The 20698-nt window shown below is 66.3% G+C and carries 18 protein-coding genes; 6 read left to right on the top strand and 12 right to left on the bottom strand.

Features of this window, described 5'->3' with window-relative positions:
* Window positions 1-28: 28 nt before the first annotated feature.
* From J3R73_RS01705 to J3R73_RS01725, 5 genes are all read right to left on the bottom strand, one after another.
* Window positions 29-1534, bottom strand: coding sequence for a sugar ABC transporter ATP-binding protein (locus tag J3R73_RS01705; protein ID WP_307421783.1), 1506 nt, complete (start codon window positions 1532-1534; stop codon window positions 29-31).
* Between the two features lie 101 nt (window positions 1535-1635).
* Window positions 1636-2640 (bottom strand): sugar ABC transporter substrate-binding protein, encoded by a 1005-nt coding sequence (locus tag J3R73_RS01710; protein WP_307421787.1) that lies wholly within the window; start codon window positions 2638-2640, stop codon window positions 1636-1638.
* A 247-nt stretch (window positions 2641-2887) separates the two neighbouring features.
* Entirely contained in the window at window positions 2888-3841 is a 954-nt protein-coding gene (locus J3R73_RS01715) for an ABC transporter permease (protein WP_307421789.1), read from the bottom strand.
* Between the two features lie 14 nt (window positions 3842-3855).
* Complete coding sequence (locus tag J3R73_RS01720) at window positions 3856-4626, bottom strand: enoyl-CoA hydratase/isomerase family protein (protein WP_307421791.1); 771 nt, start codon at window positions 4624-4626, stop codon at window positions 3856-3858.
* 116 nt (window positions 4627-4742) lie between these two features.
* Window positions 4743-5909, bottom strand: a complete 1167-nt coding sequence (locus J3R73_RS01725) for a CaiB/BaiF CoA transferase family protein (RefSeq protein WP_370880061.1) — start codon at window positions 5907-5909, stop codon at window positions 4743-4745.
* A gap of 225 nt (window positions 5910-6134) precedes the next feature.
* On the opposite strand from J3R73_RS01725, the gene J3R73_RS01730 reads away from it, so the two are divergent.
* On the top strand, window positions 6135-7196 hold the full coding sequence (locus J3R73_RS01730) for a LacI family DNA-binding transcriptional regulator (RefSeq protein ID WP_307421795.1): 1062 nt from the start codon (window positions 6135-6137) through the stop codon (window positions 7194-7196).
* A gap of 46 nt (window positions 7197-7242) precedes the next feature.
* Here J3R73_RS01730 and J3R73_RS01735 read toward each other — a convergent pair whose 3' ends face one another.
* The 4 genes from J3R73_RS01735 to J3R73_RS01750 form a co-directional block, all read right to left on the bottom strand.
* Window positions 7243-7995, bottom strand: coding sequence for an SDR family NAD(P)-dependent oxidoreductase (locus J3R73_RS01735; RefSeq protein ID WP_307421796.1), 753 nt, complete (start codon window positions 7993-7995; stop codon window positions 7243-7245).
* Window positions 7992-9182: an aldose 1-epimerase family protein gene (locus J3R73_RS01740; protein WP_307421798.1), complete on the bottom strand. Its 1191-nt coding sequence runs from the start codon at window positions 9180-9182 to the stop codon at window positions 7992-7994. The genes J3R73_RS01735 and J3R73_RS01740 overlap by 4 nt, the downstream gene beginning before the upstream one ends.
* Window positions 9183-9250: 68 nt before the next feature.
* Window positions 9251-10165: a sugar phosphate isomerase/epimerase family protein gene (locus J3R73_RS01745; RefSeq protein ID WP_307421799.1), complete on the bottom strand. Its 915-nt coding sequence runs from the start codon at window positions 10163-10165 to the stop codon at window positions 9251-9253.
* A gap of 33 nt (window positions 10166-10198) precedes the next feature.
* Window positions 10199-11287: a Gfo/Idh/MocA family protein gene (locus J3R73_RS01750; protein WP_307421801.1), complete on the bottom strand. Its 1089-nt coding sequence runs from the start codon at window positions 11285-11287 to the stop codon at window positions 10199-10201.
* Window positions 11288-11696: 409 nt separating this feature from the next.
* Here J3R73_RS01750 and J3R73_RS01755 point away from each other — a divergent pair, with 409 nt between their 5' ends.
* Window positions 11697-12719 (top strand): LacI family DNA-binding transcriptional regulator, encoded by a 1023-nt coding sequence (locus J3R73_RS01755; protein ID WP_307421802.1) that lies wholly within the window; start codon window positions 11697-11699, stop codon window positions 12717-12719.
* Window positions 12720-12910: 191 nt separating this feature from the next.
* Here the strand turns inward: J3R73_RS01755 and J3R73_RS01760 are convergent, their stop codons facing one another.
* Window positions 12911-13651: an SDR family NAD(P)-dependent oxidoreductase gene (locus tag J3R73_RS01760; protein WP_307421803.1), complete on the bottom strand. Its 741-nt coding sequence runs from the start codon at window positions 13649-13651 to the stop codon at window positions 12911-12913.
* An 82-nt stretch (window positions 13652-13733) separates the two neighbouring features.
* Here J3R73_RS01760 and J3R73_RS01765 point away from each other — a divergent pair, with 82 nt between their 5' ends.
* Window positions 13734-14450: a TetR/AcrR family transcriptional regulator gene (locus J3R73_RS01765; protein ID WP_307421805.1), complete on the top strand. Its 717-nt coding sequence runs from the start codon at window positions 13734-13736 to the stop codon at window positions 14448-14450.
* Between the two features lie 171 nt (window positions 14451-14621).
* Window positions 14622-15008 (top strand): MAPEG family protein, encoded by a 387-nt coding sequence (locus J3R73_RS01770; protein ID WP_307421807.1) that lies wholly within the window; start codon window positions 14622-14624, stop codon window positions 15006-15008.
* 278 nt (window positions 15009-15286) lie between these two features.
* On the opposite strand, the gene J3R73_RS01775 is transcribed toward J3R73_RS01770, so the two are convergent.
* Window positions 15287-15709, bottom strand: a complete 423-nt coding sequence (locus J3R73_RS01775; protein ID WP_307421810.1) for a winged helix-turn-helix transcriptional regulator — start codon at window positions 15707-15709, stop codon at window positions 15287-15289.
* A 102-nt stretch (window positions 15710-15811) separates the two neighbouring features.
* Between J3R73_RS01775 and J3R73_RS01780 the strand changes: the two genes are divergently transcribed.
* Window positions 15812-16624, top strand: coding sequence for an SDR family NAD(P)-dependent oxidoreductase (locus J3R73_RS01780; RefSeq protein ID WP_307421812.1), 813 nt, complete (start codon window positions 15812-15814; stop codon window positions 16622-16624).
* Between the two features lie 205 nt (window positions 16625-16829).
* Here the strand turns inward: J3R73_RS01780 and J3R73_RS01785 are convergent, their stop codons facing one another.
* Complete coding sequence (locus J3R73_RS01785; protein WP_307421814.1) at window positions 16830-17744, bottom strand: alpha/beta fold hydrolase; 915 nt, start codon at window positions 17742-17744, stop codon at window positions 16830-16832.
* Between the two features lie 120 nt (window positions 17745-17864).
* Here J3R73_RS01785 and J3R73_RS01790 point away from each other — a divergent pair, with 120 nt between their 5' ends.
* Entirely contained in the window at window positions 17865-18773 is a 909-nt protein-coding gene (locus J3R73_RS01790; RefSeq protein WP_307421815.1) for a LysR family transcriptional regulator, read from the top strand.
* The last annotated feature ends 1925 nt before the right edge of the window (window positions 18774-20698 follow it).

Raw genomic sequence — 20698 nt, forward strand, 5'->3', positions numbered from 1 at the left:
TCGGACGAATATGCCGTGCTTTTCGGCGTCAGGCGTCAGGCTGGTCCTCGGCGAAGGCATGAGCGAGGATCACGTCCTCCGCCTCGCCGCAATTGGGCTGGAGATAGGTCGCGCGGCCGCGCGCCAGTACCATGATGTCGGTGGCGAGGGCCCGGATCTCCGGCAGTTCGGAGGAGGTGAAGATCACGGCCATGCCCTCGCGCGCCAGCTTCTGGATGATGCGGTAGATGTCCGCCTTGGTGCGGAGGTCGACGCCATGGGTCGGCTCGTCGAGGAGCAGGATCTTCGGCCCCGCCGCGAGGCAGCGCGCGAAGAGCGCCTTCTGCTGGTTGCCGCCGCTGAGAAGGCGGATCGGCAGGTCGAGGGTGGCGGCGACGATGCCGAGATCATCCTTCAGGCCGGCGCCCCTGGCCCGCTCGCCGCGGGCGGCGACGACGAGGGGCGCCCGCTGGCGGGCGGCGAGCGAGATGTTTTCCAGCGCCGAGCGGGAGGGGAAGATGCCCTGTGTCTTTCGCCCTTCCGGCAGATGGGCGATGCCCCGGGCCCAGGCCTGCGCGGGGCTTGCCGGCAGGCCGTCGCGGCCGAGGCAGCGCGCCTCGCCTGCCACGGCGCGGCGGGCGCCGGCGACGAGCTCGATCAGTTCGGTGCGCCCGGCGCCGACGAGGCCGAAGACGCCGAGGATCTGCCCGGCGCGCAGCTCGAAGCTCAGCGGGCCGATGCGCGCCCCGTCGGCCAGCCCGCGGACGGCGAGCAGCGGCGGCGCGGAGCGGTCGGCCTCGTGGCGGTCGAGGGCGGCGATGCCGAAGGCGCGTCCGGTCATGTCGCGGATGACCCGCTCGCGGTCGGTGGCGGCGACGGCATAGTCGGCGACCGGGCTGCCGTCGCGGAGCACGGCGATGCGGTCGCAGATGCCGAAGACCTCCTCGAGGCGGTGGCTGATGAAGACGACGGCGACGCCCTGGGCCTTGAGGTCGCGGATGACGGCAAAGAGCGCCTCGGCCTCGTGCGGCGTCAGCGATGCCGTGGGCTCGTCGAGGATGAGGAGCCGGACATTGCGGGCGAGCGCCTTGGCGATCTCGACCATCTGCTGCTCGGCGACCCGCAGCGTACCGGCGCGCCGGCGCGGATCGACGTCGCGGGCGCCGACCCGGTCCAGCAGGGCGCGGGCCCGCGTCGCCATCGCCCGCTTGTCGATCCAGCCGAGCCGGCCGGCGAGATAGTCGCCGAGGAAGAGGTTCTCCATCACGCTGAGGGCGCGGATGATCGACAGTTCCTGGCGGATATGGACGATGCCGCGTTCCAGCGCCGCCTGGGTGTTGCGCAGGACCACAGGCTGTCCCTGCCAGGACAGGGTGCCGCCATCCGGCTGCAGCGTGCCGGAGACGATGTTGACGAGCGTCGACTTGCCCGCACCGTTCTCGCCGATCAGGGCCAGGACCTCGCCCGGCGCGATGTCGAGCGAGACGTCCCTCAGCACGGGATTGCGGGCGAAGGCCTTCGAGACGTTGCGGACCGAAAGGAGCGGCTGCAGCATGGGATGGGGCCTTCTCCCTGGAGCGCGGACATCCTGTCCGCCGTTGGAAACGCAGCGCCTGCCGGGACGGAGGAGCGGAGCGGACGTCCGCTCCGCTTGCCTCACCCCTTCGCCAGCTTGCCGAGGGCCATGGGCGCGTCGATGGCGATGTCCTTGGGATAGGCCGCCTTGAAGGCGAGGATATTGTGGAGCATCGCCAGGCTGTCGAAGGATTGGCGCGCCGGCGCCTGGTCGATCAGGGCGAGGATCTCGCCGCCGGTCTTGTATTGCTGCTTCTCGGGCAGGTCGTCATAGCCGACGACACCGACCTTGCCGGTATTGCCGGTATCGCGCACCGCCTTGGCCGCCGCCTCCGAGCCGCCGGCGGTGACATAGATGATCTGCAGGTCGGGGTTGGCGGTCATGGCGTCCTGCGCCTGGCCATAGGCGGTGGCGTCGTCGTCCTTGCATTCGAACGGACCGACGATCTTGATGTCGGGATGGTCCTTCCTGATCATGTCGAGCGCGCCGTTCATGCGGTCGGTGTGCTGGGGCGCGCCGAGATAGCCGGTGATCACGGCGATCTTGCCCTTGCCGCCGAGCTGCTTGACGATGAAGTCGCCCGCCTTGCGGCCGGCATCATAGGCGAGCATGCCCATGCCCACCGTGCGGTTCGATTTCTGGGCGGAATCGGCGATGAAGCTGATCACCGGCACGCCGGCGGCCACCGCCTCGTTCACCTTGGCGACCGTGCCGTCGAAGATCGGGCAGACGGCGATGCCGTCATATTGCTTGCTCAGCGCGCCGTCGAGGCCGGCGACCACCGCCTCGGCGGTGAGGCCGGTGCCGAGCTGGATATAGTCGACGGTCGCGTTCAGCGGCGCCAGATAGTCCTTGGCGGCGGCGATGCCCTTGTCCGCCGCCTCCCAGAAGGACGAGCCCTGGAAGGAGAGCACGGCGAGGCGCAGCGGCGAGCCGGCCTTGCCCTTGGCCGCGATCGTCGCGCCGAAGGCCTTCGCGGCCTCGGGCAGGGCCTCGTCGGCGAAAGCGAGGCGCGGCAGCGCCGCCAGCGCGAGGCCGGCGGCGGAGGCCTGAAGGAGATGGCGGCGGGTGATGTCGAACGGCATGGTGTCCTCCTTGGATCGGTGATGGCGCTGCGGCTCTGCGGCCGCGTCGGGATGGTCGTCAGGGTGCGGCCACCCTCCCCTGGAGGAGGGTGGCCGCGAGAGCGTCGAAGTGAGGCGACGTCTTCGCGACAATCGTCGTTCGGATCGTCACCGGCAGGCGCCTTGCCACCCCACCCCGGCCCTGCGGGCCGACCCTCCCCCTCCAGGGGAGGGTGAAGATTGGAGTTGCGTGCCGCGGCGGCCGGCCTCAGTCCTCGTCGCGCAGGCGGTTGATGCTGTCGGCGCCGACGGCGACGATGACGACGAGGCCGATGGTGATGGTCTGCCAATAGCCGGAGACGTTGAGCAGGACGAAGGCGTTGCGCAGCAGCCCCATCAGGCCGGCGCCGATGACGACGCCGCCGATCGAGCCGCGGCCGCCGGTCAGCGCCACGCCGCCGAGAATGACCGCCGCGATGACGTCGAGCTCGTAGCCGAGGCCGAGATTGGGGTTGGCATTGGTGAGCATGCCGCCGAGCAGCAGCCCGCCGAGCCCGGCCAGGCATCCCGAGATCAGGAACACCAGCACCCGCGTCGCCTCGACGTCGATGCCCGCGAGGCGTGCGGCGCGGGCATTGTCGCCGACCGCATAGATGTTGCGGCCGGGGCGGGTCCGGACGGCGAAGATCCATATGACGATCGTTAGGATCACCAGCAGCCAGAACTGCACGGGCACGCCGGCGACATTGCCGTAGCCGAGCCAGGCGGCCCAATTGTCGAAGCGCTGCGGGTTGCCGTTGGTGATCAGCAGGGCGACGCCGCGGGCGACGGAGAGCGTGCCGAGCGTCGCGATGAAGGCGTTGATGCGGATGCGGGTGACCAGCAGCCCGTTGACCAGGCCGATCAGCGCGCCCACCCCGAGGGCGCCGACGATGGCGAGGACCGACAGGCCGGTGGCGGCCGACAGCATCGCGCCGGCGACGGCGGACAGGCCGATCGCCGCGCCGACCGACAGGTCGATGCCGCCGGCGATGATCACCAGCGCCTGGCCGAGCGAGGCTATGCCGACCACCGAGACCTGGCGCGCCACGTTGGAGAGGTTGCGCGGCGTGAAGAAGAACGGGCTCGCCAGCATCAGGGCGATGAAGACGGCGACGAACATGGCGAGGACGGTCGCCTCGCGCCGGCTGCGCAGGAAGTCGATCGCTTTCGCCACGGTCATGGTTCCCATCCCCGTCAGCGCCGCCGGAAGACCGGCAGGCGCTTTTCCTTGAAGGCCGCCCGTCCTTCCGTCGCGTCCTCGGTGGCGAAGCAGACGGTCTGCAGGTCGCGCTCATAGGCGATCGCCTGCTCCGTCGACATGGCATAGGCTGCCTTGAGGTTGAGCTTGGCCGTCTCGGCGGCGATCGGCGCCCGGCTGGCGATGGTCGCGGCGAGCGCGCGGGCGCGCCCGAGCAGGCCGGCGGGCGGCAGGACCTCGCTGACGAGGCCCCAGCGCAAGGCCTGCTCCGCGTCGATCGGATCGCCCGTCATGATCATCAGGGCGGCGTTGGACGGGCCGACCGAATGGGCGAGCGCGGTCGCCATGCCGCCGCCGCCGATCCAGCCGAGCTTGATCTCGGGCGCGGCGAATTGCGCGTTCTCGGAGGCGAGGCGGATGTCGCAGCTCATCGCCGTCTCCAGGCCGCCGCCGAAGGCATAGCCGTTGACGGCGGCGATCGAGGGCTTGAGCAGATGGCGGATGGCGTCGCAGTAATCCGGCCGGTTGCGGAACTTCCACGGCGTGTCGTAGCCGTCGAGGTCGCGGATGTCGGAGCCGGCGCAGAAGGCGCGTTCGCCCGCGCCGGTGACGATGACGCAGCGGATGGTGTCGGATCCGTTGCAGGCCGTCACCGCGTCCACCACCGCATCGGCCATCGCCTGGGTGACGGCGTTCAGCTTCTGCGGGCGGTTGAGGGTGATGGTGGCGACGGCGCCGTCGATGTCGAAGAGCACGTTCTCGGTCATGGTCGCGTCTCAGGCTAGAGCGTCTTTGTGTTTTGCCGAAGTCGGCAAAACACAAAGACGCGTCGAAAAACAAAGAGTTAGAGCAAAGCGCCGTCTCTGCCAGAACGCGCTTTGCTCTAGGGACCGGCGGGCGCCGCATCGGGGGTCTCGAACACCGCGCCCCTGGAGAGCAGCGCATCGATCGCCGCCTCGTCATAGCCGGCTTCGCGCAGCACCTGGCGGGTATGCTCGCCGACGAGGGGCGCCCCGCGCGCCACCGTCGACGGCGTCTTGGAGAATTTGATCGGGAAGCCCGGCGTCGTCACCCGCCCCTCGGTCGGATGGTCATAGGTGACGAAGGTGCCGTTATGGGCGATCTGCGGATCGCCGACGAGATCCTGGTAGCCATAGACCGGGCCGCACCAGATGTCGGCGGCGCGCAGGCGCTGCAGCCAGTCGGCCGTGCTGCGCGTCACCAGGCGTTCGCGCGTCCTGGCGAAGATCTCGTCGCGCCGGCTCCAGGCGTCGACCTCGTCGTCCATGGCCAGGAAGGACGGCTCGCCGATCACCTCGCCGAACTTCCGCAGCGGCGGGAAGGCGATGATGATAGTGCCGTCGGCGGTGGCGAAGGCGCCGTAGGGCGCGCGGATATAGACATGGGCATGCGGCTCGGCCGAGCGCGTCTGCGGCTTGCCGGCGACGGTGAACACCGACAATTCCTGCATCTGCAGCGTGGTGATGGCGTCGAGCATGTTGACCTGCACGAGCTGGCCCTCGCCGGTGCGCTCGCGGTGGAGGAGGGCGGCCAGCGCGCCCTCGAAGGCGGTGTAGGCGGTCACGGCGTCGACGAGATATTGCCCGGCCGGCGTCGGCGGCTCGCCGGCGCGCCCGGCCGAGAGCATGGCGCCGGAAAGCCCCTGCAGGACGAGATCCTGGCCCGGCCAGTCGAGATAGGGGCCGCTCTCGCCATAGCCCGACATCGAGACATAGACGAGGCGGGGATTGAGGGCCGACAGCGTCTCGTAGTCGATGCCGAGCCGCTTGGCTACGCCCGGCCGGTAGTTTTGCAGGAAGACGTCGGCGCTGCGGACGAGGTCGAGCAGCACCGCCTTGCCCTCGGGCGATTTCAGGTCGACGGCCAGCGAGCGCTTGTTGCGGTTGAGCGACAGGAAGGAGACGTTGACCTTGTTGCCCTTGGCGCCGCCGGCGGCGACGTGGCGCTGCCACTCGCCGGTGACGGGCTCGATCTTGACGACGTCGGCGCCGAGATCGCCGAGGCGCTGGGCCGCGAAGGGCCCGGCCATCGCGATCGAGCAGTCGAGCACGCGATAGCCTTTGAGGATGCCGGCGGATGCGGTCAAGGGAAGCTCCGGGAGGTCTTGCGTTATCGCTAACGTTAGCGCTAACTCACGTCGGCCGGTTTCGCAAGCAAAATTGCGGGCGCCCGGCGTGCTTGCCGGACATCGCCGGCGCGTGCATAGCTGCGCCGGGCCGGTTCCGACCGGTCCCGGCTATTCGGGGGGCCTCTCTTGCCGAAGACATCCGTCGATCCGCCCGGCAGACGGGCGCCGCGCCGCAGGGAAGGCGCCTTCGGGACGACGATGGCCGATGTCGGCCGCGAGGCGGGCGTGTCGGCGCAGACGGTCTCCCGCGCGCTGCGCGATCCCGACAGCGTCACGCCGGAAACGCTGCGGCTGATCCAGGAGGCCGTCCGCAAGACGAACTATGTCCAGAACTTCGCGGCGAGCCATCTCGCCTCCAACCGCAGCATGATGGTCGCCGCCATCATCCCGACGATCTCCGCTTCGGTTTTCGCCGAGACGATCCAGGGCCTCGCCGACGCCCTGTCGCCCCAGGGCTACCAGATCTTCCTCGGCGGCAGCGACTATCGGCTCGACCGCGAGGAGGCGCTGGTGCGCAGCTTCCTCGGCCGGCGGCCGGACGGCTTCTTCGTCGTCGGCACGCGCCACACCCGGCCGGCGGCGGCCCTGCTCCGCCGCGCCGGCATTCCCGTGGTCGAGGGGTGGGAATGGTCGGCGCAGCCGATCGACATGCTGGTCGGCTTCTCGAACCGCGCCGCCATCGCCCGCGTCGTCGCCCATCTGGTCGAGCACGGCCGCCGGCGGCTGGTCTTCGCCGGCGTGCTCAGGCCCGGGGATCCGCGCGCGGCCGAGCGGCGGGACGGCTTCGTCGAGGCGGTCGCGGCGCGCTTTCCGGACGAAACGCCGCGCCTCGCCATCGTCGACGGCAGCCCGCTGGCCATGCATACCGGCGTCGAGGTGCTGGAGCTGGCGCGCCGGCGTTTTCCGGATGCCGATGCGCTGGTGTTCTCCAGCGACCTCATCGCCTCGGGCGCGCTGCTCGCCTGCCAGCGCCTCGGCATCCGCGTGCCCGACGACCTCGCCATCACCGGCTTCGGCAATTACGAGATCGCGGCGGAGCTGACCCCGGCGCTGACCACCATCGCCGTGCCCACCCGGCGCATCGGCAGCGAGGCCGGCCGCCTGCTCGTCGCCGCCATGCGCGGCGAGACGGTGGCGCAGGGCCGCGTCGATGTCGGCTTCGAGCTGATGGTGCGGGAGAGCAGCTGAGGGCGAGCGCGGACCTGCCGTCCGCCTTCGTGACCTTCGCGCCCCCTCAATGCATCACCCAGCCGCCGTCGACATTGAGCACCTGCCCGGTGATGAAGCCCGAGCCCTCCGAGGCCAGGAACATCAGCGCATTGGCGATATCGGCAGCATTGCCGCGGCGCTTGACGGACTGGCTGCCGAGCACGAAGCGCTCGTAATTGTCGAGATCGGGATGGATCTTCTCGGCGTCGGTGGGGAAGGCGCCGGGCGCGATGGCGTTGACGGTGACGCCGTAGGCGCCGAACTCGCGGGCCCAGGCGCGGGTCAGGCCGACCAGCGCGCCCTTCGACTGGACATAGGGCGAGAGCTTGGCCCAGCCGCCATAGACGGTGATGCTGGCGACGTTGACGATGCGGCCCCAGCCCTTGGCGCGCATGCCGGGCAGGGCCGCCTGCACGCAGACGATGCCGGCATCGACATTGATGCGCTGCACGGCCTGATGCTCCTCGATCGTGTAGTCCTCGAATGCCTTGGAGGGGTAGATCGCGGCATTGTTGACGACGATGTCGAAGCCGCCCGCCTCCGTGGCGGCAGCATCGAGTTCGTGGCGCAGCGTGCCGAGATCGGCGAGGTCGAGGCGCCTGACCGTCAGCCCGGAATGGCCGGCCTCGCGCGCCGCTGCCTCCAGCGCCGCGACCTTGGCGGCATCGTTGTCGACGGCGACGACGCGGGCGCCGGCGGCCAGAAAGGCCAGCGTGGCGCCGGTGCCGAGCCCGCCGGCGGCGCCGGTATAGAGGATGGTGCGTCCCTTGACGGTCATGGCCGGGCTCCGCGTCCGGCGATCGGGCGATGGCTGCCGGAGGGCGGCGGGAAGGCGTCTTCCGGCTGGAGCGCGAGGCTGCGGATGTGCTCCTCGGTCTGCGCGATCGCCTCGGCGCCGTCGAGGACGCGGAAGGCGGTGTCGTAGCGGCGCTCCTCGCCGTGCTCCAGCCAGATCAGTTCGCCGTTGTCGCGGGCATAGGCATGGCCGAGGACGTGGTTGGTCGAGGGTTCGATGCCGAGGGCATATTGGCCGGCCTGCAGGTTCTGCCATTCGAACTGGCAGGGGAACTGGTCCTTGCGGGTCTCGACCTCGAAGCCGAGGCCGATGCGGTCGTTGACGAGGGCGACCGGCACCCGTCCCGCTTCGTCCGCCTGCATCTCGTGCTGCCAGACCTGCTCGTGGAAATTGTCCTGCGGCGCCGGCAGCGTGCGGTAGCCCACGCCGGAGCTGCGATAGGCCTCGCCGGCATGGGCGGCCCAGACGACGTCCTCGATCGGGGCGAGATAGCGCGAGCCTTCCTCCAGCACGGGATGGCCGACATTGATGTGGTAGCAGAACATGTGGGGCGTGCGGTAGAAGCCGTGATTGACGACCCGGTCCGACAGGCGGATCTCGTTGCCGCCGACATCCGCCTCGATGCGGCGGACGAGATGTAGGTCCTCGCCGAAGACGGCGGCCTGCTGCACCACGCCCTCGCACCACAGGATGCAGCGCTCGCCCTCCCAGCGTTCGCCATAGCCGGTGAGCCGCGCCGGAATGGTGCCGACGCGGCCATGGATGGAGTGGCTCACGGTTTTGCGCGGGCCGTAGACATAGTGGCCGGCCGGTTCCTCGTCCATGAACAGGATGTGGTCGAGGCCGCAGGTGACCAGGAGGCCGGAGAAGGAGCGCAGCCAGGCGAGCCCGCCTTCGCCCTCATAGTCGTGCAGGCCGGGGTGGCGGAAGCCGGCAGGCGAATTCCAGCCGATCGACCGGCCGCGATGCTCGCAATCGGCGATGTCGAGCGCCCTGTCGACCAGCACGGTGAAGCGCAGCCCCGTGCCCGTGCGGAATTCCAGCATGCGGATGCCGCGCTCGACGCCGTCGCCGAGGGTCATCAGGCGCACCCCCGCAAATTGCGACAGCAGCCCCGCATGGCGGGCGACGTCGCGGCGCGACATCTCCCGATCGAAAAGCGTGACCATATCCTTGTCCTTCCCATGATTGTTCGGATGCGAACCGGGCGGTGGCGCCTCGACTGTCGCCGATCGGCCTACAGCCCGTTGGCGCGCAGCCTGCCGTCGAGGAATGTCTTGGCGCGCGGCACGTCCGATTCATCGAGATGCTCGATGATCATGGGGATGTTCGGGTGCTTGCGGGCGAGGCGCTTGAGATAGAGGTCGTAATTGAGCGAGCCGAGGCCCGGCGCCGGCAGCTCGATCTCGCCGACGCCGCGGAAGGTGTGCGATTCCATCGCGTCCTCGTCGCCGATGTCGGCGTGCTTCTCGGACTTGTCGGAACCCGAGCGCTTGACGTCCTTGGCATGGGCGATCCGGATCTTGTCGGAGAGGGTGTCGAACACCTGGTTGAGGATGGCGTCCATGCGGTCGATATTGTGGGCCTCGAAATAATTGGTCGGGTCCATCAGGAGGCCGAGGCCGGGATGGTCGACGGCGGCGAACATCTTCACCGTCTCCTCGACGGAGCCGACGACATTGTTCACATAGGTTTCGAGCAGGAACGTCGCGCCGTGGTCGTAGGCGGTCTGGGCGAGGTCGGCGATGACAGCCCGGCAGGTCTCGAAGCCCTCCTCGGTCTTGTTCCTGTCGTCATGCACCCAGTCGCTCTCGGTGTTGTAGGTGCCGGTCTCGGAGATCACATAGGGCGAGCCGAGATATTGGGCGTGGCGGATGATCTCCTTGAGATAGCCGAGGCGGCGCTCCCGTTCCGCCTGGTCGGGATGGATGATGTTGGTATAACCGGAGATGCAGCAGATCGGCAGGTTGTGGTCGCGGAAGGTGTCGCGGATCAGCCGGCACTTGTCCGGCGTGATCTGGCCGGGCGAGACGTCGACATCCTTGAAATGCATGTCGAGCTGGACGGTGTTGAAGTCGAGCGCCCTGATCCTGCGGGCGGTCTCCTCGAGGCTGTAGGGAAAATAGCCGGTGAAAATGCCGACCTGCATCATGGGTGGATCCTCCTGTGATCGTGCTTGTTGTCTTCAGACCGCAAATTCGGCCAGCCTGACCGGCCGGTTCTCCGCCATCGAGCGGTAGCCCGCCTCGACCAGCGCCATGGTGCGGACATTGTCGGCGACCGAGAGCTCGGGCTCGGTGCCGGTCCTCACGGCATATTGCAACTGCTCCATCACGCCGATGAAGGCATGCGGGAACCACATCGTGCTCCAGCGCGGCTCGACCCAATGCCCCCCGGTCGAACGCTTCGAGGCATAGCGCAGCGTCGAGGGCTTGCCGTCCGGCCAGCCGATGGTGCCCTGGGCGACGCCGTCGGTGCCCTCCACCCGCCATTTGATGTAGATGTCGGAATCGAAGCCTTCCTCGCGCGGGCCGGACCAGACATCCTCCATCGACACCGCCAGCACGCCGGTCGGGAATTTCAGCGTGGAGACGGTGATGCCGTCCTTGTGCGCGAAGGCGGTGCGCGGGTCCTGCCGGGCGGTGGTGTAGATCTCGTCGGGCTCGCCGAACAGGAAGCGCAGCACGTCGAGATGGTGCACGCTCATATTGGCGAGCGTCAGCCGGTCGTAATCGGCGAGGAAGCCCTGCCAATGCGGGATGGCGCGCATCTCGATGGTGGCGATGACGGGCGTGCCGAGATCGCCGCGGTCGAGGATCTGCTTGAGGACGCGCATCGCCTGGTCGAAGCGCATGTTCTGGTTGACGGACAGGATCTTGCCGGCCGCCGCCGCCTCGTCGCGCAGGCGCCGGGCCTCCGCAAGGTCGAGGGCGAGCGGCTTCTGCGCGAGGATCGCCTTGATGTGGGGCTGGGCCAGCGCCCGGCGGATGAGGGCCGGCTGCCGGTCGGGCGGAAAGGCGATGTCGAGGATGGCGACGGCCGGATCCTCGATCAGGGCTTCCGGCGTGTCGTGGACGGTGGCGATGCCGTAGCGCTCGGCGACCGCGGCGGCTTTGGCCGGCGTGCGCGAGGCGATGGCCGCCACCGTGAAGCCGGCCTCCCGGTAGGCGGCCAGGTGCACCTCCGCCATGATCATGCCGGCGCCGATGCAGCCGATGCCGTAGCCGCGCTCCCGGACCTCGACGTCCGGCTTGAATCCGTGTGCATCGCTCATGGTTTCCTCCCTGGGCCGGACGGCCGGCGCCGGCTCCTGCCGCCGGCCGGCATCGATCGCCCGGTGCGAACATTCCTGCTCGTCTCTATCCCGATGATGGGTGTTGATCGATTTCGCTGTCAAGCGTGATGGCTTTTGAGATTGATCGAATCGAAGCGGGCGCTGTCTCCGCCAGGCGCGGCACGAGATCCCGAAAGTCGCATAAATACTTGAAATAGCGCGATTCAGTCGATGCGAGGGGAGGGCGGCGTCAGCGGAGCAGGGTGCAAAAATTTCCACTTCCTGGCCTCCGCCTCCGATGCGACGCAGGGATAACGCCCCCAAAAATGATTTGTTTTGATGTGTTTCCGATTGACGCTGCCGCCGAATCCGATAGGGTCGGCCGTATCGAAATGCGGTGCGAGTGACCATGCGGACGACCCTTGTCGACATCGCCCGCGAGGCCGGCGTCTCCACGGCGACGGTGGACCGGGTCCTCAACAAGCGCGAGGGCGTGAAGGCGCGCACGCGCGACCGCGTGCTGGCCGTCGCCTCGCGCCTCGGCTATATCGACGGCGCACCGCCGGCCGCCGCGGCCGGGCCCGGCCGCAGGGTCGAGCTCGATTTCGTCATGCCGGGCGGCACCAATTCCTTCATCCGCCTGCTCGGCGACCATTTCCTCGCCTGGGCACGCCAGCGTGCCGATATCGGCGTGCGCCTGCATCTGCTCGAAGGCTTCGATCCCGATCTCCTCACCGCGAAGCTCGACGAATTGCGCGGGCGCACGCATGGCGTCGGCGTCGTCGCGCTCGACCATCCGGCGGTGCGCGAGGCGATCCGCGGCCTCGTCCTCGGCGGCATTCCCGTGGTGACGCTCGCCTCCGACATCTCCAACGTGCCGCGCCTCGCTTATGTCGGCATCGACAACCGGGCGGCGGGGCGCCTCGCCGGCCATCTGCTCGGGCGCTTCATGGGGCCGGGCGGCGGCAAGGTGGCGCTCTTCGCCGGCTCGCTCGCCTATCGCGGCCATGAGGAGCGCGAGATGGGCTTCCGGCACATGCTCGCCGAAAGCGCGCCGCATCTGTCGGTGCTGGAACTCAGGGAAATCCGCGACGACACCGACCGCGCCTATCGCGAAGCCAGCGCGCTCCTGGAGCGGCATGACGACGTCACCGGCATCTACAATATCGGCGCCGGCAATCGCGGCATCGCGCGGGCGCTGGAAGAGAGGGGGCGCGGGCAGACGGTGGTGTTCATCGGCCATGAGCTCACCGCCCATACGCGGCGCTTCCTGCTGTCCGGCACGATGGACGCCGTCATCGACCAGAACCCGCGCGTCGAGGCGCGCGACGCCATCGAGCGGCTGGTGAGGGCGGTGCGCGGCGAGCCCGAGCCGGCGCTGCCGCCGGTGCGCATCCAGGCGCTGTTCCGGGAGAACATCCCGGAGGTGTAGGGCGACGGCGGAGCGGGCGAGACGCGCGCGCATGGAAGGGCGATCACCGATCGCCCGTCTCGGAAACGCTACGCCTGCCGGAGAGGAAGAGGCCGATCGGTGATCGACCGTCCACAGCCTCTATTCCGCACGATGCGGCCAACCGCATGATCGTCCTGCCGCGGCGGTTGCAGGCGGGCGCCGAGCCCGATTCAGGTCGTCTGTCCGCCGTCCACCGTCAGGATGGCGCCGGTGATATGCCGGGCCGACGGGCTTGCCAGGAAGGCGACGGCTGCTGCGACATCCTCCGGCGTGCCGTAGCGGCCGAGCGGGCTGAGGCTGCGCTGGAAGTCGGAGAACGCGCCATCGGCGGGGTTCATGTCGGTGTCGGTCGAGCCCGGCTGCACCAGGTTGACCGTCACGTCACGCGGCCCGAGTTCCCGGGCGAGGCCGCGCGTGAACGAGTGCAGCGCGGATTTGGTCATGAAATAGATCGTGCCGGTATCCCCGACGATGCGCTCGGCGCCGGCCGAACCGATGGTGACGATGCGCCCGCCCGCCGAAAGATGCGGGATGGCGGCCTGCGCCGCGAGCAGGGGCCCGCGCACATTGACGTCGAGCAGCGCATCGATCGTCTCGACGCTGACCTCGGCGATCGAGGCGTAGAGCGCGATGGCGGCATTGTTGACGAGGATGTCGAGCCCTCCGAGCGTCCGGGCCGCTTCGTCGACGGCGCGCCTGATCGCCGCGGGATCGGCGCTGTCGGCCCGGATGGCGAGCCCCTTGCGGCCCTTTCCCTCGATCGCCCGAACGATTTCCGCCGCACGATCGGCCGACCGCTCATAGGTGATGGCCACATCCGCGCCGTTTTGCGCCAGCGCGACCGCGATCGCGGCGCCGATGCCGCGTGATCCGCCCGTCACGAGCGCGCGCTTGCCTGCCAGTTCCGTCATCGTCGTTTCCATTGTCTAGTGATCGATATAGAAATGGATACGCGCATTGCCGCGGCGAGGCAATGGGTTTATATAACGATCGATGCAGAATTCCGGCGCCACATCGAGCACCCCCCCAGTCGTGTCGGGCACGCCCGCGCCAGCCACGCGCGAACGAGGGCGGCCGCGCGCCTTCGATCGGGACGCGGCGCTGGAGCAGGCCACCCGCCTGTTCTGGAGCAAGGGGTTCGAGGCGACCTCGATCGCCGACCTGACGCACGCCATGGGCATCGGGGCGCCCAGCCTCTATGCCGCCTTCCGCTCGAAGGAAGCGCTCTATGCCGAGGCGCTGCACCATTATGCTGAGACCAATGAGGGCTATGTCTGGGCGGGCTTTTTCTCGGCGGCGACCGCGCGCGAAGCCGTCCGCTCTCTCCTCATGGACTCGGCTGCAGCGCTGACTGGCTGCGTCGCGGATCTGCCGCGCGGCTGCATGGTGACGCTCTCCGCGGTCGGCAGCGAAGGCCATGCCGAACTCGGCGATCTCGTCCGCTCGGCGCGCGCGGTCACGCTCGAACGGCTGTCCGCCCGCCTCGACCGGGCGGCGGCGGACGGCGAAATCCCGGCCTCGGCCGATCGCCACGCGCTCGCCCGCTTCGTGCAGACCCTCCAGAACGGCATGTCGATCCTCGCCCGCGACGGCGCGAGCCGCGCCGAACTGGAGGCAGTCGCGGATGTCGCGATGGCAGGATGGGACGCCCGGACGGGCGGGGAGGGGGAGGGAAGAGGCGATCGCGATCCAGCTTCCCCGCAGCCCTAGCGCTTCGGGAATCACGGTCCGATGATCGGCACGGGGCCTAGTGTGGCTCATCCCACGTCCGATGTGTCCGCAGGCCCGACAATTTTGGTAGAGTTCAATTACACAAGGGGATCCATAGGCGATGTTCCGGCCCATGGATCTCCTTCCCTCGCTGCACCACGGGGACGGTTCATGAACGAGGTTGCGCTCATATGCACAGCGGTTTTGGGGCTGCTGCTGTTCGGCCTTGGATTATCGGTCTCGGTGATGCGTTTTCGTGAACGCATCGTCGCCGGCTGCGAACCGGATCCTGCAAACCCGCTGCATAAAGTCATCCGGGCTCACGCCAACACGGCCGAATACGCCCCATTCCTCGCCGTGCTGTTTCTCTATCTCGGCGCGCGATCGCCGTCGGTGGCGACGGTATGGCTGATCGTCGCCGTGACGCTGTGCCGGTGTCTGCTCGTTGTCGGGCTGATCGCATGGCCGACGATGGCAAAGCCCAATCCGGCGCGATTCATCGGCGCGCTCGGAACCTACCTGGCCGGCTTGGCGCTATGCGTGACTCTGCTGCGCTGAGATTGTCTCAGGGATCGCTCGGACGGTTCGATTGCCGGCTTTGGAACGCCGAGAAGGAAATGACACGATCCAGAGGCCTCGGGGCGCAAGCTGTGGCGAGACCCGCAGGCCCCGCCGAAGCGCTGAGCGGATCGGTCCTCCCCGATCCCCCCAGTATGCGCAAGGTCGCGCGCCAAGCGGTCTACGCCCGCGATGTTCTTGTGTGAACGCGGCGCTCACGGCAATGATTGCCTTGCGCTTGTCGCACCGGAAGGCCGTGGTCTCCTGCGGGCGCTACTTCACCGCGACGGCGTGGCCATGAGCGGACGGTCGTCATGGGTGCCGGACCGGCCTGATGGATCGTTGGCATCGAACCGCCGCTGCGCCGCGTCCAGATCGCCCTGGTGGTCCAGCGCCCAGCCATAAAGAGACAGGAATGGCGCCTGCAGCGTGCGCCCGAGCGGCGTGATGGAATAGACCACAGCGATCGGAGACGCCGTGGCGACTTGGCGCTCCACCAACCCGTTCCTCTCCAGCCGCCGCAGCGTCTCCGTCAGCGCCTTCTGCGTGATCCCGTCCAGCCGTCGCCGCAACGCGTTGAATCGCTTCGGCTCCTCGCACAGGAAAGTGAGGACGAGGATGGACCATTTATGGGCGATCTGCTCGAGCACCGGGCGCACGATCGGGATGGTCTCGACGACTTGTTCTTCCGTGTAGGTCATGCGGTTTCCCAAGCTATACCTAGGCTATCCATAGTGCCCGATTGACACCTAGTACAGAAAATATACTCCTCTGGTCGAGATAATTCACCTTGGGAGATCGCTTTGACCAACCCCCATTCGGACAAACCAGGCGTCGCGATTGTCACCGGCGCCTCATCTGGGATCGGCAAGGTCTACGCCGACCGGCTCGCCGCGCGCGGCTACGATCTCGTCCTCGTCGCGCGCCGCGAAGAGCGCCTGCGGGCCATCGCAGCCGATCTTCGCCAGCGCTACGCGGTGAACGCCGAGGTGATGGTCGCCGACCTGTCGCGACCGGCCGGAGCGGCGGCGGTCGCCGATCGCCTGTCGAGCGATGCTTCGGTCTCACTGCTGGTGAACAATGCCGGCTTCTCTGCCCTGAAGCCGCTGACGGACACGCCGGACGATGTCATCGTCGACATGGTCGGCCTCAACGTCACGGCGTTGACGATGCTTTCGAAGGCGGCGCTGGTTGCATTCAAGACGCGCAACGCCGGGACGATCGTCAATGTCGGTTCCGGCGCGGGCTTTGCGCCTTACCCCGGCATCCCGGTCTATGGATCGACCAAGGCCTATGTCTATCTGTTCACCCAGAGCCTGCAGGGTGAGGTCGGGGGAACGTCCGTCCGCGTGCAGCTCGTTTTGCCGGGCGCCGTCATATCGGAGGGCTGGGACGTGGCGGGGGGCGCGGACCTGGCGCCGCTGCCTGAAAACATCATGATGACGACCGAGGACTGCGTCGATGCCGCTCTGGCGGGCCTCGACCAGGGCGAGCGCGTCACCTGCCCGTCGCTCCACGACGACACGATCCTTCGGGAATTCGAAGCGCTCAGCGGAAGGGCCCTCCAATCGATGTTCGATGGAAAACCGGCAGCGCGTTACAATGTCGGCGGCTAGCGGCAGCTCATACCCTGCTCCGTGCGATGCTGCAGGGCGGCCCCTTCCAACCGCAGGCATCGCATCGGTCGTCGCATAGCCTGCTGTGCACAAGACAGCGGCGGCACGGCAGGCGCTCGACACGGCGCCTGCCGTCACCCCAGGGTCATCGGAATCGCAGCGTCATCGGATCTGCCGAACCGCCCGTCGCTTCACGCCCCCTCCCTCACTTCGCGAGGAAGTCGATCACCAGCTTCGTCGTGGCATCGGGATTTTCCTCCATCACCCAATGGCCGGAGCTTGGTACGATGCCGCCCGTCACGTTGGCGGCGACATGGCCCAGCACATCCGCCTGGCCCGTGCCGAAGGATTTGTCGGCGCCGACGGCCAGGACCGGCATGGTGACCTTGCCGCCCTTGGCCAGCATCTCCCGGTTGTCGGCGGCATCCTGCGTGAAGGCGGCGAATTGCTCGAAGGCATCGTGCATGGCGTGGGGGCGGGCGTAGAGCGCGGCATAGTGCTGGCGCGTCGCTTCGTCGATGGCCTTCGGATCGGCGGAGAGTTCGTTCCAGAACCGGTCGAGATAGATGCGCTCGCGCCCGGCGACCAGACGCTCCATGTCGGGGCCCCGGAAATTGAAGTGCCACAGCAGCGGCAGCCGGATGATGTTGTCCCAATCGCCGATGCCGGGGAGGGGCGCGTCGATCACCACCCAGCGGGTGACGCGATCGCGATATTGGGCGACGAAGGCGTAGCCGACCATATTGCCGATATCGTGGGTGACGAGGTCGGCCTTCTCGATCTTGAGAGTGTCGAGGATGCCGGCGATGTCGACGGCCTGGTTCTTCTTCGTGTAGCCGGTGTCGGGGTGGGCGGAGAGGCCCATGCCGCGCAGGTCCGGCACGATGACGGTATGGTCCTTCATCAGCTTGGCGGCGACCGGCGCCCACATGTCGCCGCTGTCGCCGAAGCCGTGGAGCAGGATCACGGCGGGGCCATGGCCGCCGACGCGGACATGGAGGCTGGTGCCGTTGGTCTCGATCGATCGGGCCGTGAAGTCCGGCGGAAAGGGGACGATGTGGGCCGACGCGGCGGCGGTCGAGACCAGCAGGCCGAAGGCGGCGGCCAAGAGGCGGTTCATGTGGTGCTCCCCAGCGAATTCTCGTTCTGCCGCGGTATCGCGGCACGGATGATTGTGGCACCCTGACCCTGCTACCGGTAGTCGGCGGACGCCTGACTGAGTTTTCGGAAAAGGCGAACAATGCTGAAGCTCGAATCCCTCGCCGCCTTCGTCTCCGTTGCGGAATCCGGTTCGATCAGCGAAGCGGCCCAACGCATGGCGCTGTCGAAATCGGTGGTGAGCGAGCGGCTGAGCGACCTCGAGCGCAGCCTCGGGACCAGGCTTCTCGACCGCACGACACGCGGCCTTGCGCTGACCGAGGACGGGCGGAGCTTCCAGGCGCGCGCCAGGCGGATCATGCAGGAGGTCGCCGAGGCGGGCGCCGAGATCGCCGAGCGCCGCGGCGAGCTCGCGGGGCCGCTGCGGATTTCGGCGCCGACCAGCTTCGGCATCCTCCATCTCGGCCCGGCGCTGTACGGCTTCCTGGCGAAGCATCCGCGGATCGAGCTGACGCTGGACCTCGACGACCGCTTCGTCAGCATGGCGGCGGGCGGCTATGACGCCGTCGTGCGCCACGGCCCGGCCGTGGACGGGCATGTCATCGTCAAGCCGCTGGCGTCCAGCCGCCGCTTCCTGGTGGCTTCGCCGAATTATCTGGAGACATTCGGAACGCCGGAGACCATCCAGGACCTGAAGCGCCACAAGGGCATCATCTACTCCAACCGCGGCTCCGGCGATTGGCGCTTCAGGCTATCGCGCCGGCTGGTGACGATCCGGCCCGACATCGTGCTGCACGTCAACAACGGCCTGCTGATGCGCGATGCCGCCGCGGCGGGATTGGGCCTGGCGCTGCTTCCCGCCTACTTCATCCAGGCGGAACGCGCCGCCGGGCGGCTGGCGATCGTCGATGTCGACGCCGAACCCGAGGGCGCCACGATCTATATCGCCTGCCCGGAGGATCGCCGCGGCTCGGCCAAGCTGCGCGCCCTCACCGCCTGGCTGCGCGACGTCTTCGGCGACCCGCCTTACTGGGAGACGGCCGATGGCTGAGAAATGCGCGAATGTGGAGGAGACGGGCCGAATAAAGTGCAGTGTCACCGTTATACGCGATTCCACTCAGACAAATTCCGCTCTAGCTGGAACTCCGGGTATAGAACGCCCGTTGAGTTTGAATGCAAAAGATGCTGATTTCGACTGAGGACGTATGTTTAGCGTAAGTGTATATTTATAGCGATCTAGCAACCGGCCCAATAATGGTAACGCCGAATTTTATTATACTACAGGAACGCTTACTCAAATAAAACGCACTATCACCGAAATCCTGTGATCGACCGACCCGATGGCGACAGCGAAAATTACGAGCGCTATGCAATCGGGTCTACAAGGACAACGGCACGGTGTGCTCGAAGACGGGCGGCCTCTGGATCTGCGATTGATTAAAGCCCCCAACCCCCGTACCTCAACACTCAGGAGGAATTGACGAACTAATTATCTTATGTAACATTTCAATGTAAGGAAATAAAAATAAGGACTAGGAGCAATGAGGCGGCTACACATTTTGTGCTTCACGGTTTTATGTCTTGGTGTCATTTTCTGGGGAGCCAGCGCATCAGCACTTCAACCGAGGCAACTTGAAGGAAGATGGATTCAACCAGGCGACATTGGTCGATGGATCAATATAACTAACGTGCAGGGCGATTGGTCCTGGGTGGACTCCAATAAAGGGGAGGCATTATTTAAAAATGACGCGGGCCAAGAAGGAGGTGGTAATATACAGGTCGCCTATCCGGATATGACGTGCGATTATAGAATATTTTTACTTCAGCAAAATCGAATTGATATAAATACACGCCCTGGATCCTCCTCCGACTGTCTACATGGCACTTTCGAATTATTACCACCGTGATCGTCATTACAAGCCACATACAGCAGATTTTTAATAGAAAACGGGAGCTTCGCTGTGTTCAGGTCAATTGTTCGAATGGCAGCAGTGGTCACTTTAACTCTTCCTGTGCTCATTGTTTCGACGCTTTCGGCCGTAGCCTTGCAACCGAAACGATTGCAAGGCAGATGGCTGTTGCCCAATAAGCAGGGAGTTTGGATCAATATCACAAACGTGCAGGGCGATTGGAGTTGGGAGGACTCGAGCCGCGGTGAAGCGCTAATGGCCAACATTGCAGGTAGTGCCGGTGCCGGGAATATCGTTGTTTCTTATAAGGAAATTTCGTGCAGGTACCGGATATTCATACTAGGGAAGAATTCAATAGATGTAAGTACACGAGGCAGCGCCGACAAAATTTGCTTACATGGTACGTTCGTCAGAATACCACAGTAGGGTGCACTGATGCGAGTGTATATGCATAATAGTGTGAAATTTTTCGGTGCAATATTGTTCTGTGCGTTGTTTTTTTTAGTGTCGACTACGTCTTCATTTGCCCAAACGCTAATCCAGCAGATGGAGGGTTCTTGGATATTGGGAAACGTAAGGCTTCAAATTGTGAAGAAAGCGGACGACGCTTATGAGGCAGAATACACGGGATCTCGTCCTCTCTCTGTAGATGCCTCGGACGGCTCCGAGTTCACGAACGTTACATTTTCGGGGCAAGGAGACTTCAAGTGTCTGTATCACGTCACGATGGGCCCGGAGAACGTTAATTCTCGTTCGATGAGACTCGATCCGCACGGAGCGAGCAGCCCGACGTGCCCAAAAGGATGGTTTTCTGGCCCCCTTCAAAGGCACGCACCGTCGCTTACTCAGTGTCAGAATACATGCTTAATGATAAAAAGCAATTGCTCCGAGGATAAAAAATCGCTCCTAGAGGCGTGCTACGCTAACATGAAGTCTAGGTGCATTGATGATTGTACGCGGCACTATGGGTATAGTCTCGATGTCTGTGAAGAACAGATGTGTGATCCTAAAGAGGCATTGAATGTTGCCAATTTTGATCGGCACTGTTCCTCCGAATTGGATGAAG

The sequence above is a fragment of the Labrys monachus genome, from assembly GCF_030814655.1.
Classification (GTDB): Bacteria; Pseudomonadota; Alphaproteobacteria; order Rhizobiales; family Labraceae; genus Labrys; species Labrys monacha.